This is a genomic window from Lutimaribacter marinistellae, assembly GCF_042648365.1.
Lineage (GTDB): Bacteria > Pseudomonadota > Alphaproteobacteria > Rhodobacterales > Rhodobacteraceae > Lutimaribacter_A > Lutimaribacter_A marinistellae.
Genome location: NZ_JBHRXI010000010.1, coordinates 345252 through 364237, shown reverse-complemented (window position 1 = coordinate 364237; position 18986 = coordinate 345252). Strand labels below are relative to the sequence as shown.

The following is an 18986-nucleotide window of genomic DNA, read 5'->3' as shown; positions in this document are numbered from 1 at the left end:
GCGGTTTGCAAACCGGGACCAAGATCTCAGCCATTGCCCACGTGACGCTGATCGGCTGGGCTCTCTTCGGCGGTGTCTTCCGCTCCGAACCCCTGCCTTTCGAAGTACAGGAGGTGTCAGTGATTTCCGCTGAGGAATTCGCTGCCATGACAGCGCCGCGTTCGTCGCCGGAAGTAACAGACGGGCCGGCAGCGATTACGCCGCCCGAACCGGAACCGGAGACGTTCACTCCAGAACCCGAACCGGAACCTGCGCCCGAACCGATCGCACGACCCGAGCCGACGCCTCAGCCAGAACCGGAGACACCCCCTGAATCCGTCTCTGAACTTGCAGCCGAGGAGCCGGAGCCAGAAGTCGTTGAACAGGTTCCTACTCCTCCCGAACCCGAGCCGGAGCCCGAAATCGCAGCTTTGCCGGTCCCTCCGGCCATTCGTCCAGAGCCGCGTCCGGTCGATCGGGTCGCACCGGTTCCTGTTGCGCCGCCAGAGCCCGATACCCAGCCTGACGACGTCGAGACCCCGGCCGTAACGGCCGAGCCCGGGGCAGAGACCGAACGAGAAGAGCAGTCGGCTACCGCGCCGGAAGAAGCGACAGACCAGATTGTGACCGAAGCGACAGAGACCTCGGACAGCGCAGCACCAGAGAGCACGATCCGGCCTCGGACCCGTCCAGCGTCGCGCCCGACCACTGCCGAGCAGACACAGACAGTACAGGCCGATGAGCCATCATCGGTTCCGGATACCAGTGCAGCGATCAATGATGCGCTTGCCGAGGCACTGGGAGGTTCGTCGAATGAGGAACAGCCTCAGGCCGTTGCACCTGCGCCGACTGGCCCGCCCATGAGCGCCGGCGAAAAGGAAAACCTCCGAGTGGCGGTTTCAAGCTGTTGGAACGTGGGTTCGCTGTCTACCGAAGCGTTGGGTACGACCGTTGTCGTTAGCGTCAACATGGCGCGGGACGGAACGCCGGATCAAGGTTCGATCCGCATGATCGACTTCTCGGGCGGGTCTCGTGCGGCGGCAGAGCAGGCGTTTCAGGCGGCCCGCCGCGCGATTCTGCGCTGCGGCGCAAAAGGATATGACTTGCCAGTCGAGAAATACGATCATTGGCGTGAAATCGAGATGACATTCAACCCCGAGGGGATGCGATTCAGATGACGAGACTTTTCTTCAGCCTCCTTCTGGCCGCTGCGACGCTGTTCGCGCAGGGCCCCATGCCGGTACACGCTCAGCAGGGTCCGCTGAGATTGGAGATCACCGAGGGCGTGATCGAGCCGATGCCTTTCGCGGTGGTGGATTTCGTGCCCGACAGTCCGGCTGCGACCGAGATGGGACAGCAGATTGCCCGGGTGATCGCGGCCGACCTGTCCGGTACGGGTTTGTTCCGCGAGATTCCCAAGGACGCGCATATCAGCCGTGTGTCGAGCTTCGACGCGCCGATCCAGTTCGCCGACTGGAAAGCGGTCAACGCGCAGGCATTGATAACCGGTGGTGTCGGTGTCTCCGGCGATCGGTTGACAGTGCGTTTCCGTGTCTGGGATGTGTTCTCGGGCGTCGAGCTGGGGAACGGGCTGCAATTCGTTGGGACCACCGATGGCTGGCGTCGTATGGCGCACAAGGTGGCCGACCAAGTTTACAGCCGGATCACGGGTGAGGGCGGCTATTTCGACAGCAGGGTGGTCTTCGTATCCGAAAGCGGCCCCAAGGGCGAGCGGCGCAAGCGTCTGGCGATCATGGATTACGACGGTGCCAACGTGCAGTACCTGACCGACAGTTCGTCGATCGTTCTGGCGCCGCGCTTTTCCCCGACCGGTGATCGCGTGCTCTACACCAGCTACGAAACCGGCTTCCCGCGGATCTATGTGTTAGACGTCGGTCGTGTGCAGCGCCAGATCCTGCCCACGCAGGAAGGAACGATGAGCTTTGCACCACGGTTCTCACCTGACGGTCAGACGATCCTCTACTCCATGTCCTCGGGAGGGAACACGGATCTTTATGCGATGAATATCGCCAGTGGGCAGTCTCGCAAGCTGAGCAATGCTCCGTCCATCGAAACCGCGCCGAGTTTTTCGCCCGACGGCAGCCGGGTCGTGTTCGAAAGCGACCGTTCTGGCACGCCGCAGCTCTACATCATGTCTGCAAGCGGGGGCGAGGCAGAGCGCATCAGTTTCGGACAGGGCCGTTATGGCACGCCGGTCTGGTCTCCGCGCGGCGACCTCATAGCGTTCACCAAGCAGAGCAAGGGGCGCTTTCACATTGGCGTGATGCGAACCGATGGCAGCGAGGAACGCCTGCTCACCGCGTCGTTCCTGGATGAAGGGCCGACGTGGGCACCCAATGGCCGGGTGATCATGTTCACCCGTGAAAGCCAGGGCGCAGCGGGCCGGTCACAGCTTTATTCGGTGGATATCTCGGGCCGGAACCTGCGGCCTGTTCCTACGCCGGATGGCGGTTCCGACCCGTCCTGGTCACCCTTGCTTGACTAGGTTCAGCCGCGTTCCCATGCCGATTTCCATGTGTTAGAAGACACCAAACAAGAAACATCGAAGCTGCGAGGCGATCCGAGATGAACCTATTGCGCAAAAGGGCCGTGTTGCGGTCTGCCATGGCCGGACTGGCGCTGCTGTCGGTGGCCGCCTGTTCCAACGTAACCGGTCAGGATGATCTGGGCGTTGGCGGTGCAGGAACCGGTACGGGGGCGTCGGGTACCGGGCAACCCGGCCTCGTCGGGGATCCGGCCTCGCCCGCGTACTTCCAGCAAGCGATTGGCGACCGGGTCCTGTTTGCCGTCGACCAATCCACATTGGGGGATGAGGCCCGCGCGATCCTCGAGCAGCAGGCACAGTGGCTGATCACGAATGGCGATTACGTCGCCACCATCGAGGGTCATGCCGATGAACAGGGCACGCGGGAGTACAACCTTGCCTTGGGGGCGCGTCGCGCGAACGCGGTAAAGGAGTTTCTGGTATTGCGTGGTGTTCCGGCAAGCCGTCTGACGACGGTAAGCTATGGCAAGGAACGTCCGATCGAGATCTGCTCCGAAGAGGCGTGCTATACCAAGAACCGCCGCGCGGTGACCGTGCTGGCCGGGGGTCTGACGGGGTAATTGACGATGCGAAAGGTGATTGGTGCGCTTGGTCTGGCACTGGTACTCTGCGGACCGCTCGCTGCTCAGGACAACACCCAGACCCTGGCCGACATCCGTCAGGAGTTGACGGTACTGAATGTCGAGATCCAGCGTCTGCGTAGGGAGTTTTCGACAACCGGCGCGCCCAATCCGAACCTGTCGGGCAGTTCCGTACTGGAACGCGTCGATTCCATTGAAGCTGAGCTGCAACGCCTGACCCGTCAAACAGAACAATTGACCCAACGTGTGGACCGCGTTGTCGCAGATGGAACGAACCGCGTGGGCGACTTGGAATTCAGACTGTGTGAGCTTGAGCCGGATTGTGACCTGGCGTCTCTGTCAGAAGGCACGACCCTTGGCGGCGGCGAATTGCCCGGCGCATCTGCGGCTCCGGCACCAGAGCCGGACGTCGAGCAGGGCGGCCAGCTGGCGATTGCAGAGCAGTCCCAGTTCGACGCGGCCAATGCGGCACTGGCCGAAGGCTCATATGACAAGGCGGCACGCCTTTTTGCCGAGTTCGATACGGCCTATCCGGGCAGCCCACTCGCGGCCGAGGCGCATTTGAACCGCGGGCGCGCCCTCGACAACATGGGTGATACGCGCGAAGCAGCTCGTGCTTATCTCGCCAGTTTCACCGGCGATCCGAGCGGACCAAACGCGGCCGAAGCACTGTTCCAACTGGGGGCGGCACTTGGCCGTCTGGGGCAGGTGGACCAGGCATGCGTGACGCTTGGCGAAGTCTCGGCCCGGTTCCCCGGGGCGCCTGCCGTCGCCAAGGCGACGCAGGAAATGGCAACCCTCAACTGCACCTGAGGCAATGGACGACGATCTCGTCGCCGCCGTGCGGACCTGGTTTCCAGCGCAGGCACCACAGCGGATCGGGGTCGCAGTCTCAGGTGGCGGGGATTCTGTCGCACTGCTTGATCTCTTGCACCGCGCTTTCGCTGGCGAAGGCGTCGAGCTGCTCGCGGCGACAGTGGATCACGGCTTGCGTCCCGAGGCAGCGGAAGAAGCCCGGAATGTGAGCACGCTCTGCGAGCAGCTCGGAGTGTCTCACACTGTATTGCGTTGGCAAGGGTGGGACGGGTCCGGCAACATGCAGGATCAGGCACGGAGGGCACGGTACACGCTGTTGACAGGCTGGGCCCTCGACAAGGGTATAGAATTGGTTGCCTTGGGGCATACCGCTGACGATCAGGCGGAAACGGTTCTGATGAGATTGGGCCGTGCCGCCGGGGCAAGTGGACTGGCGGCCATGTCACCTCGCCGGACGCTGAATGGTGTCACGCTTGTCCGCCCCTTGCTAGAGCAGACGAGAGCAGAACTCAGGTCATACCTGGTTCAAAGGGGTATCGACTGGGCTGAAGATCCGTCGAATGTCGACCGCCGTTTTGATCGTATCAAGGCACGCGAAGCCATCTCCTCCTTGGCGCCATTGGGAATCACGGTTGCGAGCCTGTCGGAAGTTGCGCGCAACATGGCGCAGGTGCGCGACGCACTCGATTGGTACGTGTTCCTCGCGGCGCGCGACATTGTCAGCCTGGATGCCGGCGACGTTTTGATCGACCTGCGCGGGTATCGCACTCTGCCCGAAGAAATCGCGCGACGTTTGCTGCTGCATTGCGTCACATGGGTCGGTGGCGGAGAGTATGGGCCACGTCGCTTGGCCGTTGCCGAAGCTATGCAGGCCATCCGGCACGAACGGCCCGGTGCGCTTGGCCATTGCCTGATCTTGCGGCAGGGACGGTCGGCCCGGATTTGCCGTGAATACCACTTCGTCAAGGAACTGGAGGCTCCGGTTAGCGAGGTTTGGGATGGAAGATGGGCACTTACCGGCCCTTCGACGCCCGGTGCGGTCATTCGTGCCCTCGGTCCAGAGGGATTGATAGAATGTCTCGACTGGCGACAGACCGGACGCCCGAGGCAGGCATTGTTGTCTTCGCCGTCGGTCTGGAAGGGCGAGCGGCTTCTTGCCGCGCCAAGCGCAGGAAACGCCTGCGGATGGTGCGCAAGGCGGATCGGAGGCGACGAAGAGTTCTATGCATCCCTTTTATCGCATTGAACCTCGGGCAATGATCTCTATTTTACTAGCCTAGCCGGCACGAGCCCCCATTCGGGGCACTGATTGCCGTGAGATTTAGGAGAGTTTCCTTGGGCAACGCACGCAACATCGCCTTCTGGGTCGTCCTGTTCCTTCTGATCCTTGCTCTGTTCAACCTGTTCAGCGGATCTGGCGGAACCCTGCAAAGCCAGGAAAAGACCTATTCGGAATTCGTCAGTGCCGTCGAAGCGGATGAGGTCAGCCGAGTCACCCTGGATGGCGAGCAGATCCGTTTCCGCGGCAACGATGGCCGGGAATACGTCACCATCAAACCCGGCGATGCCGAGGTGACCACCCTGCTTATCGATAACGACATCCCTGTTCAGGCAAAGAAACAGCAGCAGTCAGGCTTCCAGTCATTCCTGATCACGCTGCTGCCCTTCCTGCTGCTGATCGGTGTCTGGGTCTATTTCATGAACCGGATGCAAGGCGGTGGAAAAGGCGGGGCAATGGGCTTTGGCAAGTCCAAGGCAAAGATGCTGACCGAAAAGCATGGTCGCGTGACCTTCGACGATGTTGCAGGCATCGATGAAGCCAAGGAAGAACTCGAAGAGATCGTCGAGTTTCTGCGCAACCCGCAGAAGTTCTCCCGCCTTGGCGGCAAGATCCCCAAAGGGGCGCTGCTGGTGGGCCCTCCGGGTACTGGTAAAACACTGTTGGCTCGGGCCATTGCTGGTGAGGCGGGCGTGCCGTTCTTCACCATCTCGGGCTCCGACTTCGTCGAGATGTTCGTCGGTGTCGGTGCATCGCGTGTGCGCGACATGTTTGAGCAGGCCAAGAAAAACGCTCCTTGCATCGTGTTCATCGACGAGATCGACGCGGTGGGTCGCCATCGCGGTGCCGGCTATGGAGGTGGCAATGACGAGCGCGAACAGACGCTCAACCAGTTGCTGGTCGAGATGGACGGGTTCGAAGCAAACGAAGGCGTGATCATTCTTGCCGCCACCAACCGCAAGGACGTTCTGGACCCGGCGCTTCTGCGCCCCGGCCGTTTCGACCGGCAGGTCACTGTCGGCAATCCTGACATCAAAGGCCGTGAAAAGATTCTTGGCGTGCATGCGCGCAAGACGCCCCTTGGCCCCGACGTCGACCTGCGCATCATCGCACGCGGCACGCCGGGCTTCTCTGGTGCCGATCTGGCCAACCTCGTTAACGAGGCAGCTCTGATGGCTGCGCGGGTGGGTCGGCGTTTCGTCACGATGGAAGACTTCGAGAACGCCAAGGACAAGGTGATGATGGGCGCCGAGCGCCGCTCGATGGTGCTGACACAGGACCAGAAAGAGAAAACCGCCTATCACGAGGCCGGACATGCCATCGTGGGTCTTGAGCTGCCGCTCTGCGACCCTGTCTACAAGGCGACGATCATCCCGCGCGGTGGCGCGCTGGGTATGGTCGTTTCGCTGCCCGAAATGGATCGTCTGAATTTCCACAAGGACGAGTGCGAACAGAAACTCGCGATGACGATGGCGGGCAAGGCGGCAGAGATCATCAAGTATGGTCCCGATCACGTCTCGAACGGCCCGGCCGGCGATATCATGCAGGCAAGCCAGTTGGCGCGCGCCATGGTGCTGCGCTGGGGGATGTCCGACAAGGTGGGCAATATCGACTATGCCGAGGCGCATGAAGGCTACTCGGGCCAGACGCCAGGTTTCTCCGTTTCGGCACACACCAAGGAAATGATCGAGGAAGAGGTAAAACGCTTCATCCAGGAAGGTTACGACCGAGCCTTCACGATCATTCAGGAGAAGAAAGAAGAATGGGAGCGCCTGGCGCAGGGGCTACTGGAATACGAGACGCTGACCGGCGACGAGATCAAGCGCGTCATCCGGGGCGAACCACCCAATGTCGGAGATGACGGTGACGATACCTCGGACGAAGGCAATGCGCCGAGTGTTACTGCCATCCCAAAGACCAAACCCAAGAAGACACCACCCGAAAGTGGGTTGGAGCCTGAACCGACGGTTTGATCCCATCTTCAATTACATAGAAGCACCGCGCATTTGCGCGGTGCTTTTCGTTTGGGGGCCTGACCAAAGCCTTGCCCGATGTGCCCGTTGCACGATATCGGAGAGGAACAGCTGAGTAGGGAGAGGCCATGTCCACCGTTGCGGAAACACAATACGCGGGCGAAGTGATCTGGTTGGGCCATGTCCCAGCAGGCAGCGGTATCCGTGCCGAGTCGGTCGTCTCGCTTGACCTGACGCTGGGCGGGGACGCGGGTGCACGCCACGAGGGGGCCGTCCGCCCCTCCTGCTCGCGGGTGACGCACCTGTATCCCAAGGGCACCGAAATCCGGAACGTCCGCCAGCTGTCGATTCTGTCGGGAGAAGAGCTGGACCTGGTCGGTGCCGAGATCGGGCTGGAACAGTTGGACCCGGCCCTGCTCGGGGCGAGTATCATCCTGCGCGGTATTCCCGACTTTACCCATGTCCCGCCGGGCTCGCGGCTCCAAGGGCCGTCAGGTCTGACGATTACAGTGGATATGGAGAACTTGCCGTGCCACTTGCCCGCCCGCGAAATCGAAGCCGACGAACCGGGCCACGGCAAGCAGTTCAAGCAGGCCGCCAAGGGGCGTCGTGGCGTGACGGCCTGGGTGGAGCGCGCCGGTCGGCTTGCCCTGGGCGATCGGTTGCGTCTGTTCGTGCCGGAACAACGCGTCTGGGCCCCGTGACCGTTTAACCGTCTGCTTTCCGGGCCGTGTATCTCTTGCAGGTGATTCAGCAAACGCCTCTCCGCATGCGGCGGATCATAGACTTGACACCATACGGGTTTCCGCGAGGCGTTCGGGGTTTCCGATCTGAACATCTCAGTCGCAATCTGGACGTTTCGAAACGTCGAAAGGTCGCAATTCTGTCCCAACTCGAAGCAAGGCAAGGCTATGCAGTGATCGACGTCGGCGTATCGCGCCGATCATCTTGCACCGCCAATCCAGGGACTGCGCAGCATGAGCCATAAATCCGATATCGAAATCGCCCGCGAGGCCAGCAAGAAGCCGATTCAGGAAATCGGGACAAGGCTGGGCATTTCCGCCGACGACCTGCTGCCTTACGGTCACGACAAGGCAAAGGTGAGCCAGGGGTTCATCGACTCGGTTCAGAACCGCGAAGACGGCAAGCTGATCCTCGTCACCGCGATCAACCCGACGCCAGCGGGCGAAGGCAAGACGACCACGACAGTCGGTCTGGGGGATGGCCTGAACCGGATCGGCAAGAATGCGATGATCTGCATCCGTGAAGCCTCTCTGGGTCCGAACTTCGGGATGAAGGGCGGCGCAGCGGGTGGCGGCTATGCGCAGGTCGTTCCCATGGAAGAGATGAACCTTCATTTTACCGGGGATTTCCACGCGATCACCAGCGCGCATTCGCTGCTGTCGGCGATGATCGACAACCATATCTATTGGGGCAACGAACAAGGTATTGACACCCGCCGCGTGCAATGGCGCCGCGTCGTCGACATGAACGACCGCTCCTTGCGCCAGATCACTTCGTCGTTGGGCGGTGTGTCGAACGGCTTTGCACGCGAAGACGGGTTCGACATCACCGTGGCCTCGGAAGTCATGGCCATCCTGTGTCTTGCGAACGACCTGAAAGACCTCGAAAAGCGCCTGGGCGACATCATTGTTGCCTATCGCCGCGACAAGAGCCCGGTCTATTGCCGCGACATCAAGGCCGAAGGAGCGATGACCGTCTTGCTCAAGGACGCGATGCAGCCAAACCTCGTTCAGACGCTGGAAAACAACCCTGCTTTCGTACACGGCGGGCCGTTTGCCAACATCGCGCATGGCTGTAACTCGGTCATCGCGACCAAAACCGCGCTGAAAGTGGCCGACTACGTTGTAACGGAAGCTGGCTTCGGTGCCGACCTTGGTGCCGAGAAATTCATGAACATCAAGTGTCGTAAGGCCGGTATCGCACCCTCGGCGGTCGTGATCGTCGCCACCGTGCGTGCGATGAAGATGAATGGCGGTGTCGCCAAGGCCGATCTGGGTGCCGAGAATGTCGAAGCGGTGCAGAAGGGGTGCGCGAACCTCGGACGCCATATCGAGAACGTGAAAAGCTTTGGCGTGCCTGTGGTCGTGGCAATCAACCACTTCGTGACCGATACCGATGCCGAGATCGACGCGGTCAAGGAGTATGTCGGCACCCATGGCTGCGAGGCGGTCCTGTCGCGCCACTGGGAACTTGGTTCGGAAGGGTCCGAAGACCTGGCACGTAAGGTAGTGGAACTGGCTGACTCCGGCTCAGCGAATTTTGGCCCGCTCTATCCCGATGAAATGTCTCTGTTCGAAAAGATCGAAACAATCGCCAAGCGGATCTACCGCGCGGACGAGGTGCTGGCAGACCAAAAAATCCGCAACCAGCTGCGCGAATGGGAAGATGCGGGGTACGGCAACTTGCCGGTCTGCATGGCCAAGACACAATATTCCTTTTCGACCGATCCCAACCTGCGCGGTGCACCCACGGGCCACTCCGTCCCGGTGCGTGAGGTCCGTCTGTCGGCAGGGGCCGGCTTCATCGTCGTCGTCTGTGGCGAGATCATGACCATGCCGGGCCTGCCGCGCAAACCGGCGGCCGAAAATATCCGCCTGAACGAGGCCGGCCAGATCGAAGGGCTGTTCTGAGCCAGACACGTGGCGAGCGGGCAGGGCATCGAGCCCTGCCCGCTCGCGGCCGCGTGGACCTTACGGCCCGGCGCGGCGGCGCTGACCCTTGATCGCTTCAATGTGGCGGACAGCGGAGAAACACTCGAAACCGGGGCTGCAAGTCCCGTGGAATGCGAAGAAGGAAATCGCGATGGTGGCGCAAGTAATCGACGGCAAGGCCTTTGCAGGCGATGTGCGGGGGCGTGTGGCGGAGCATGTGGCGCGTTTGAAGGCGGATCACGGCATCACGCCCGGTCTGGCTGTCGTGCTGGTCGGTGAAGATCCTGCCAGCCAGGTCTATGTCCGGTCCAAGGGCAAGATGACCGTCGAAGTCGGCATGAATTCCTTTGAGCACAAGCTGGATGCCGAGACTTCGGAGGACGAGTTGCTGGCCCTCGTGGCACAGCTCAACGCCGATCCGGCAGTACATGGGATCCTGGTGCAGTTGCCATTGCCCGGGCACCTGAACGAAGATCTGGTCATCAATGCGATCGACCCGGCCAAGGATGTCGATGGCTTCCATATCTCCAATGTTGGACTTCTTGCGACCGGCCAAAAGGCGATGGTGCCCTGCACTCCGCTGGGCTGCCTCATGATGCTGAGAGAGCATCATGGCAACTTGTCCGGTCTGGAGGCGGTGGTCGTTGGGCGCTCGAACATCGTTGGCAAGCCGATGGCGCAGTTGTTGCTGCGCGATAGCTGCACCGTGACGATTGCGCATTCGAGAACCAAGGATCTGCCCGACGTGGTGCGGCGCGCGGATATCGTTGTCGCCGCCGTGGGACGACCCGAAATGGTGCCCGGAGACTGGATCAAGCCCGGCGCGACAGTAATCGATGTCGGCATCAATCGTGTCGACGCGCCCGAGAAGGGCGAAGGCAAAACGCGGCTGGTGGGAGATTGCCATTACGAAAGCTGTGCCGAGGTCGCCGGTGCGATCACCCCGGTACCGGGTGGTGTAGGACCAATGACCATCGCCTGCCTGTTGGCCAACACGCTGACGGCCTGTTGCCGCGCCAACGGCCTGCCGGAACCCGAGGGGCTGACCGCCTGACCAGCGAGCCAAGTTTACCTGATTACGGATTGACGTTTGTCAGCGTCAGTTTGATACGCTAATACAAGTTCCGGGTGTAAAGGGGCGAGTGCGAAGCGTATGAATTCAGGGCCGGAATTGTGTATCGGTCACTTTCTGCAACGGGTCCTGGTGCCCGGTTTCATATGTGGGTTCGCGCTGGCGGCGACAGTTGATCCGTTTGACGTGGTTCAATTGTCTTTTCCTGGTCTGATGGTTTTCTGGTTGCTGGTTATGATCCTTGCCGCGCTATCGGCAGGGGCCGCGCAAAGGATCGTTTCGCGGATCCTTCCCTCGCAACACCGTATGCTGCATGACCTTTCCATTGCGCTGGGCATCTTCGTTCTTTTCACACCGTTTCTCTGGCTCCTTGTGGCCATTGTCGTTTGGAGCGCACGAGGCAACGTATTTCCGGGCCTGACTGAAATCGGCTCTTACGGGGTGATCGCCGCCTCCGGGATGATCCTACTGAAAGCTGCCGTGCCATCAGCCGCCGCTGAGAAGCCGCAAGACAGTCCACGATTGAAGCGAAGGCTCGCGGATGATTTCCGGGGAGAGATCCTGCGTTTGACGGTCGAGGATCACAGCGTTCGCGTGGTCACGACCGAGGGAACCCACGTCATTCGCATGCGGTTCTCCGATGCAATAGACGAAATGGAGCCGGTTCGCGGCTATTGCACCCACAGGTCGCACTGGGTCAGCGAAAAAGCCATCGAAAGCGTCGAGCGGCAATCGGGCCGCGTTTCATTACGCCTGTGCAATGGCGATCTGGTCCCGGTGAGTCGCAAGTATCGTCCCGAATTGGAACGGCTAGGCGTCATCTAGCGCGGCATCGGCATGGGCGCGGGTGTCGGCCCCGTCAGGATGGCAACTGACCGCGGCCCCATCAGCGCGCAAAGCGCGGCATCGTCGCATCGCAGCCCGCCGGTATATGTGCCATATGCCGGAAGAATGACCCTTGCGTCATCGACAAGAAATGCTGCGCGGCTGATCGCGCGACCACGGCTGCGCAAGGTCGCCTTGGGGTGGTAATGGCCCGAGATCTCGGCCTGCGCGCCCGATTGTGCGATGTGGCGAAACGTAAGTCCGTCCCTGCTGTATTCCGCAAGGTGCGCGCCCCCGAACTCGACCGGTCCCGGGTCGTGGTTGCCTTCGATCCACAACCATTGCCGCCCCGATTGCAGAACGGTAATCGATGTCCGGTCATGTTCGGTCAGCGCCTCGGCCGCGTGCAGATCGTCGAAATTGTCCCCGAGGCAGATAACGGTCTTGGCATCGGTTTTTTCGAGATCGTCAGAAAGGCGGTTAAGCGTGTCGCGGGTTTCATATGGCGGAAGCGTTGTTCCACCACGCCGGGCGATACGCTCGGATTTTCCCAGATGCAAATCGGACACGCAAAGAAGGTCGGCCTCGCGCCACCAAAGGGCGCCCGAGCCCAACGCGGTCAGGTCTACGCCGGCAAGGGAGAAGTCATATCCGTTCATGCTCCGTTCCTTGCCGCAACCGTGCCGGCAGTGCAAGGCGGATCAGCTCAGTCCCGCCTCAGTCAGAAGCCGCGCGCTTTCTTCGGCAAGCAGCCTTTCCTCTGCCGCGCCTTTCACGGGAACGCGCCCCATTTCAAGGAACAGCGGCGCCGACAGGGGCGTCAGCCGAGACAGACGCAATAGGTCGATCCGCGAGCCGACACGGGTAATCATCTCTTCGATCCGACCGAAATCGACCATGCCGCGCATCGCCTCCTCGTGCGTGATCTGCATCAGTAGGTGACCGGGATCGTACTTCAACAGCGTGTCATAAAGGATATCAGACGAAAACGTCGCCTGCCGCCCAGACTTGCGTTGGCCTCCTGTGTTTCGTTCGATCAGGCCGGCGATCGTGGCACTGGCGCGAAAGGTGCGCTTCATCACGGCATTTCCCGCAAGCCACGTCTCCAGACCGTTGCGTAGGGCGTCAATGTCGAAAAGAGGTGTCGGATCGGACGGCGCGTCGAGGCCCCATATCAGGGTGGCGTAATCGGTGGCGACGAAACCGAGCGGGGCCAGCCCCGTTTCCTCCATCCGCTTCGTCAGCAACAGGCCCAGTGTCTGCATCGCGTTCCGGCCTGCGAACCCGTAGACGCACAGGTGTTCGCGCCCGTCATGGGGAAAGCTCTCGATCAGCAGCCGCCCGCGCTGGGGCAATTGCGAGACCTCGCGCTGCAATGCCAGCCATTCGGCTGTGTGGGCGGGCAGTTGTGGCCAGCTATCCTGCGCGAACATGTCGAGGATACGGGCGCTTAACTGCGTCGAGGTCGCGAATTTCGTGCCCATGAACGTGGCGATCTTGGGCTTTTTGTCGGCGCGTCGCGTGACCTCGACCACCATTTCGCGCAGCCCCTCGTATCGCACAATCTGGCCGCCGATCAGGAAGGTGTCGCCGGGCGTCAGCGAGGCGGCAAAACCCTCCTCGATCTCGCCCAGTGGTTTGCCACCCCGGTTGCGCCGCAGTCTGACCTTGAGTGTATCGGTGTCCTGGATCGTTCCGATGTTCATTCGGATCCGCTGCGACGCCCGGGGATCGCGCAATTGCCACATCCCGTCGGGGCGTTGCAGCAACCGCTGCCAGCGATCATAGGCACGCAGCGCATAGCCGCCGGTTGCCACGAAATCGAGGCAGGCATCGAACCCCGCACGCGTCAGCGTGGCGTAGGGGCCGGCGCTGGTCACTTCGGTATAGAGCGTGTCGGCGTCAAACGGTCCGGCCGCCGCGGTAATCAGGATCTGCTGGCATAGCACGTCGCGCGGGCCGGTGCCGCGCGGTTCGCCGTCCAGATCATGTGCCTTCACGGCTTCAAGCGCAGCGACGCATTCGACAACTTCGAACCTGTTTGCAGGCACCAGAAGGGCCTTTGACGGCGCGTTGTATCGGTGGTTGGCCCGACCGATCCGTTGCACCAGCCGTTTTACGTTCTTGGGCGCACCGATCTGTATCACGAGGTCGACATCGCCCCAGTCGATTCCAAGGTCGAGACTGCCGGTACAGACGATGGCGCGCAACTCGCCCCTGACCATCGCCGCCTCGACACGCTCGCGCTGAACCCGGTCGAGCGAGCCGTGGTGGATGCCGATGGGCAGCCCCTCGTCATTGGCAAGCCAGAGGTTGTGAAAGAATATCTCGGCCTGCGCGCGCGTGTTATGAAAGATGAGCGTCGTCTTGTGCTTGCGCACCTGTTCCAGAACGGCTGGGATAGCATATGCTGCGCCGCCGCCCGACCAGGGCGGTTTCTCGTCGATCTGAAGCATCGCGATATCCGGATCGGGGCCGGGGTCGGCCTCGACAATTTCGCACGGATCCGGGTGCCGTGCCAGAAAGCGGGCAATCGCAGCAGGATCTTCGACCGTGGCAGAAAGGCCAACTCGCCGCAGGCCGGGGCGCAAGCTTTGCAATCGCGCCAGCGCGAGCATCAGTTGATCGCCCCGCTTGCTTTCGGCGAGTGCGTGGATTTCGTCCACGACCACCCGCTGCAGCCCGGAAAAGATGTGCGGGGCGTCCTCGTAGGAAGTCAGCAGGGCCAGGCTTTCAGGCGTCGTCAGCAAGATATGCGGCGGGTCGGCTCGCTGACGCTTCTTACGGCTTGCGGGGGTGTCGCCGGTCCGGTCCTCGATACGGATGGGCAATCCAATCTCGGTGACCGGGGTCGTCAGGTTGCGTCGGATGTCGGCTGCCAGTGCCTTGAGCGGCGAGACGTAAATTGTATGCAGCCCCTCGTGACCGCCGTCGGCAAGCTCCGACAGTGTCGGCAGAAAACCCGCCATCGTCTTGCCGCCGCCGGTCGGCGCGATGAGAAGTGTCGCCGGCGCGTCAGCGCGGTCGAACAGGGCCCGTTGATGGGGGTGAATGGCCCAGCCGCGGGTAGAGAACCAATCGATGATCTGGGCGGGAATTTGCATGGGGGTGCGACCTAGCACAGGCGTGACGGCAGGGTAGGGTGCGTGCCTTAACGGAAATCCCGCGTTCGGGAAACACCGCAACGACACGCCATAATCACTTCTCGAGGTCACACCATGCAATGACTTGGCTCAGTCAAACCACTCCTGCTCCAAAGCAAAATGGCCCTGCTGCCGTTAACGTTCAAACAAGGTCGCGCTGGATGGTTTCGTCCCATTCGCGGGTCACGACTATGCCGTCCGCATCGCGCGCCTCTAGCGTGGCGGTAATGTGCCACGCGTCAGGCAAGGCGCGAACCGTCACGGATGTATCTAGCTCGGCGATCCAATCGCCGCGGCGATAGTGCTTTGCCCATCTGCATGTGCCAGAGGCACTGTTCGGGTGGTCGGGATGGATAGTAAAGCTGTCCTCGTTCTCGTAATGCACCTCGATCCCGGTATGGACATGCCGGAGACGCCCGGTGTCCGAGGATCGGGTGTGCGTTTCGGCACCGGTCGTACAATCGATACAGTGGGTCCGCGATGAATGGCCTGCTTCGATCTCTTCGGTCTGCAACGGCGCCGCCCCCTCGGGCCGGGCGAACGCGGGCAGGTCCGGTCCGGCCTCTTCGGCGAGCAGGGGAAGGTCGAGCCGCGTCTCGGTCAGCGTCAATTGCACCCGCCGCGGCGAGGGCCAGATCAGGGGCCAGTAGGATTGCGAGAGTTGCAGCCGTAACCTGTATCCGGCTGGTACCCGCTGACCGATCACGTTGAGTTGGAGTTGCGCCGGCACCGATTGTCCGATCGGCAAAGGCTTGGGCTCGGCGTGTCCGTCGCGATGGGTCAGGTTAAGCACGCCAAAACTGATGAGGGTCGCCTTTCCGTCTGGAGCAACCATCGACAGAACCGCGGCCAGGTTCGCCTGGTCAGCGTCACTTGCGACACTCGTATGCAGAATGGGGAACCCCATGATCTGCATGTCCTGTTCAAGGGGGGGCGTGTCGAAGAAGCGCATGCGCCCGGATTCGAGGTTCTGGTCCATCGGTCCGTCTGCGTCGACGCCATAAATGCACCATGTCTGCGCCGCCATTCCCGCGGTTTCAGGGCAGGCAAGCGTGATTGGGTTGGCTGGCGCGGCCTCTTGAGACAGGCCCGCCGGGTTTACGTGCCAACTGCTCACGCGTGACCCGGGCGTAGGCCAGTTCGGTGCAGACACCCACCGTCCGGGCCGTTCGGTCGCGACGGTGCTGGGCGCGGCAGGTTCCTGTATCCAGGTCCGGACCATCGGCTCGTCCATGATACCCGTGTCCAAGCCCTTGAGGTGTTGATCCCACCAGCGCAGACACTCCTGCAGAAAGCCGATGCGCGGCGCGGGGGTCGCGAAATGCGGGTATTTGTGCGCCCAAGGTCCCACCAATGCCTTTCGCGGACAGGTCAGGTTCTGCATCATGCGAAAGATCGGATTGGTATAGCCATCGGCATAGCCGCCCACGGCATAGACAGGCACCTTGACCGCGTCATAATCCTCGCAGATGGAACCATGCCGCCAGAATTCGTCGCGCCGCTGGTGGCGGAACCAGTCCACCATCCACAGGCCGTTGTTCTCCAGCCGATCGATCCACATGTCGCGCCAGCGTTCGCCAACGATGGCCGGGTCGGGTGGGGTGTTGGCGATGGCGAAGGCCGTTGCGCCCCAGGCCAGCTTGTCGGTAAGGACCGCACCGCCCATGAAATGGATGTCATCGGCATAGCGATCATCCGTCGAGCAAAGGGTGATGACCGCGCCGAGCGCTTCGGGCTGGCGTGCAGCGATCTGCAATCCGTTGAAGCCACCCCAACTGATGCCGATCATGCCGACCTTGCCCGAACACCAGTGTTGCGCGGCCAGCCATTCGATCACTGTCAGCGCGTCGTCCTGTTCCTGCAACAAGTACTCGCCAAGGCAGATCCCCTCGCTGTCGCCGGTTCCGCGCATGTCGACGCGCACCCCGGCATAACCGTGACCGGCAAAATAGGGATGGGTGAGGGCATCACGCTCGACCGTTCCATCGCGCTTGCGGTAGGGAAGGTATTCCAGGATCGCCGGCACAGGGTTTTCCTCGGCATCCTCGGGCAGCCAGATACGTGCGGCAAGGCGGGTCCCGTCCGGCATGGGAATCCAGACATTTTCGATTTCGCGTGTCTTGCGCGGAAACTCGGTGCGGATGGCGATCTGCGGCATGGTCTGCGCTCCGTTCCTTGGGCCGGTTGCGCGGCCTGTCTTGCCGCGCTCATTCAGTCGATTTTCTCTCCATAGGCGAAAAGCTTGACGGCGTCATGGACGTTTCGCGTGACATGCTCGGCCAGCGTGGTCGACGCCGTATCGCCGTACATTCCGGTCAGCGTCGGGTTCGAGATTGCAAAATACTGGATTGACCCGATCAACTGGTAGAGACCGGCCAGCACCTCGCGCTTGTCCGCGCCGCGCCACCGTCTGGTCAACAGCGCGAGATTCACGAGTTTTTCGAGATAGGGTTTCATCGGCCAGATCCGAGCTGCCGCATCACTGTCCAGCAGCGCGCGTATCACCAGCTTTGCATCATCCGGTTGCGATAATGCGCCTGCTGCATGCGCGTCAAAATAGGCGACAAGCCGCGTCTCGGCGTCGGGGGCTTCTATCTCGTCGATCTTGGCCGACAACCGCTGGGCCAAGGCGGTCAGGATCTCGGTATATAGCCGTTCTTTCGTACCGAAGAAATGAAGAAGCGCCTGTTTGGTTACGCCCGCGGTTTCGGCCAGCCGGGCAAGGCTGACGCCATGGTAGCCGGTCTCGGCAAAGGCGCTGGTCGCGATCGCAAGATACCTCTCGCGGGGGTTGGGTTGTTGCGACATCGCGATTCTCCTTTCCCGACACCATACAGAATCATTGACGGCTTACCAGTCGGTAGGTACTTACCATATGGTAAGCGAGCGGGTGGAGGACGCCATGGACCGAACCGAGGAACTGGGCCTGATCAAGGAAATCATCGGGCTGGCCGAACAAAAGTCGGCTTATCTGGACGATACGATCGCGCATTCGCCGATTTCGCGCTATTCGAGCGCTGAGCGGTTCGAGCGCGAGCGCGCCACGATCTTTCGGCGCAAGCCCATCGTCGCGGCGCATTCGAGCGAGTTGGAAGGCGCGCGCGCCTTCCTCGCCCGAGACGTTATGGGGCTTCCGGTATTGCTGGTGCGCGACGACGATGGCGAGGTCAGCGCATTTCTCAACGTCTGCCGACATCGCGGCGCAAAACTTGAGCGTGAAAGCTCCGGGTGCAAGCGGGTCTTTACGTGTCCCTATCACGGCTGGAGCTGGACCAATAAGGGCGAGCTGCGCGCCGTCCCTCAGGAGGCGCAGGGCTTTCCCGACCTGCCGCGCGCAGAGCGCGGGCTGCGCCGCCTGCCCGTTGCCGAGGCGCACGGGTTCATCTGGGTCGTCGCTAATCCCGACGATGGGTCATCGTTGGATATCGACGCCTGGTTGGGCGAAATTGCATCGGACATGGACTGGCTTGATCTTGCGAACCACAAGATCGCGGTCGAGGAAACGGTTGAGATTGCGGCCAACTGGAAGGTGCTCGTCGAAGGCGGGATCGAAGCCTACCATTTCCGCGTCGCGCATGCCGCGACGATCGCACCGCACTTTCCCGACAACCTGTCGACCTACCGGATGTTCGGGCCGCACATGCGCTCGATCCTGCCGCGTAGTTCAATGATGGAGCTGGACGAAAAGCCGGAAACCGAGTGGGAAATCCGTCAGGACGCGAACGTGCTCTACACGTTGATGCCCACCACCCAGATGCTGGTGCAGCAGGATCACATCGTCTGGATCAACAGTGAACCGCTCTCCGAAGGCCGTACCGCATTGCGTCTTGCCACGCTGGTGCCAAATGACTCGCCCGATACGCCTGAGATGCAGAAGCACTGGCAGAAAAACCACCAGATCACCCACGTGACACTGATGGAGGACTTCGTCCTCGGCGAGGAAATCCAGGCCGGTTTCGCCTCACGCGGCAACCCGAGCCACCTTTTCGGGCGGTTCGAAGGGGCACTGAACCGTTTCAACCTCGTCGTCGAGGAAATGCTCACGGGTTGACGCGGGCGCATCATAATTCTCAGGGA

The 18986-nt window shown here is 61.5% G+C and carries 15 protein-coding genes; 11 read left to right on the top strand and 4 right to left on the bottom strand.

Annotation, left to right across the window (positions count from 1 at the left end; all coding sequences use genetic code 11):
* The first annotated feature begins 5 nt into the window (after positions 1–5).
* The 10 genes from ACFORG_RS10550 (at position 6) to ACFORG_RS10505 (ending at position 11766) form a co-directional block, all read left to right on the top strand.
* Positions 6–1157 (top strand): energy transducer TonB, encoded by a 1152-nt coding sequence (locus ACFORG_RS10550; RefSeq protein ID WP_386735390.1) that lies wholly within the window; start codon positions 6–8, stop codon positions 1155–1157.
* Complete coding sequence (gene tolB / locus ACFORG_RS10545; RefSeq protein ID WP_386735389.1) at positions 1154–2485, top strand: Tol-Pal system beta propeller repeat protein TolB; 1332 nt, start codon at positions 1154–1156, stop codon at positions 2483–2485. The genes ACFORG_RS10550 and tolB overlap by 4 nt, the downstream gene beginning before the upstream one ends.
* 80 nt (positions 2486–2565) lie before the next feature.
* Complete coding sequence (pal, locus tag ACFORG_RS10540; RefSeq protein WP_386735388.1) at positions 2566–3105, top strand: peptidoglycan-associated lipoprotein Pal; 540 nt, start codon at positions 2566–2568, stop codon at positions 3103–3105.
* A gap of 6 nt (positions 3106–3111) precedes the next feature.
* On the top strand, positions 3112–3939 hold the full coding sequence (gene ybgF, locus ACFORG_RS10535; RefSeq protein ID WP_386735387.1) for a tol-pal system protein YbgF: 828 nt from the start codon (positions 3112–3114) through the stop codon (positions 3937–3939).
* A 4-nt stretch (positions 3940–3943) separates the two neighbouring features.
* Positions 3944–5188 (top strand): tRNA lysidine(34) synthetase TilS, encoded by a 1245-nt coding sequence (gene tilS, locus ACFORG_RS10530; RefSeq protein ID WP_386735386.1) that lies wholly within the window; start codon positions 3944–3946, stop codon positions 5186–5188.
* Positions 5189–5277: 89 nt separating this feature from the next.
* Positions 5278–7194, top strand: a complete 1917-nt coding sequence (gene ftsH / locus ACFORG_RS10525) for an ATP-dependent zinc metalloprotease FtsH (protein ID WP_386735385.1) — start codon at positions 5278–5280, stop codon at positions 7192–7194.
* A 128-nt stretch (positions 7195–7322) separates the two neighbouring features.
* Positions 7323–7898 (top strand): MOSC domain-containing protein, encoded by a 576-nt coding sequence (locus ACFORG_RS10520; protein WP_386735384.1) that lies wholly within the window; start codon positions 7323–7325, stop codon positions 7896–7898.
* A 273-nt stretch (positions 7899–8171) separates the two neighbouring features.
* The gene (locus ACFORG_RS10515) at positions 8172–9848 is read left to right on the top strand and encodes a formate--tetrahydrofolate ligase (RefSeq protein WP_386735383.1); all 1677 of its coding nucleotides are present in this window, start codon (positions 8172–8174) and stop codon (positions 9846–9848) included.
* Between the two features lie 172 nt (positions 9849–10020).
* Complete coding sequence (gene folD / locus ACFORG_RS10510) at positions 10021–10923, top strand: bifunctional methylenetetrahydrofolate dehydrogenase/methenyltetrahydrofolate cyclohydrolase FolD (protein WP_386735382.1); 903 nt, start codon at positions 10021–10023, stop codon at positions 10921–10923.
* A gap of 150 nt (positions 10924–11073) precedes the next feature.
* A complete protein-coding gene (locus ACFORG_RS10505) occupies positions 11074–11766 on the top strand; it encodes a LytTR family DNA-binding domain-containing protein (protein WP_386735381.1) in 693 nt (230 codons plus the stop codon).
* Here ACFORG_RS10505 and pdeM read toward each other — a convergent pair.
* The 4 genes from pdeM to ACFORG_RS10485 all read right to left on the bottom strand — a co-directional run bounded on the left by pdeM (position 11763) and on the right by ACFORG_RS10485 (position 17717).
* Positions 11763–12425 (bottom strand): ligase-associated DNA damage response endonuclease PdeM, encoded by a 663-nt coding sequence (gene pdeM / locus ACFORG_RS10500; protein ID WP_386735380.1) that lies wholly within the window; start codon positions 12423–12425, stop codon positions 11763–11765. The two genes, ACFORG_RS10505 and pdeM, sit on opposite strands and share 4 nt — an antisense overlap.
* A 42-nt stretch (positions 12426–12467) precedes the next feature.
* Positions 12468–14870 (bottom strand): ligase-associated DNA damage response DEXH box helicase, encoded by a 2403-nt coding sequence (locus ACFORG_RS10495; protein WP_386735378.1) that lies wholly within the window; start codon positions 14868–14870, stop codon positions 12468–12470.
* 181 nt (positions 14871–15051) lie between these two features.
* A complete protein-coding gene (locus tag ACFORG_RS10490) occupies positions 15052–17067 on the bottom strand; it encodes a CocE/NonD family hydrolase (RefSeq protein ID WP_386735376.1) in 2016 nt (671 codons plus the stop codon).
* A 53-nt stretch (positions 17068–17120) separates the two neighbouring features.
* Entirely contained in the window at positions 17121–17717 is a 597-nt protein-coding gene (locus ACFORG_RS10485; RefSeq protein WP_386735374.1) for a TetR/AcrR family transcriptional regulator, read from the bottom strand.
* 94 nt (positions 17718–17811) lie between these two features.
* Between ACFORG_RS10485 and ACFORG_RS10480 the strand changes: the two genes are divergently transcribed.
* Complete coding sequence (locus ACFORG_RS10480) at positions 17812–18960, top strand: aromatic ring-hydroxylating oxygenase subunit alpha (RefSeq protein WP_386735373.1); 1149 nt, start codon at positions 17812–17814, stop codon at positions 18958–18960.
* The last annotated feature ends 26 nt before the right edge of the window (positions 18961–18986 follow it).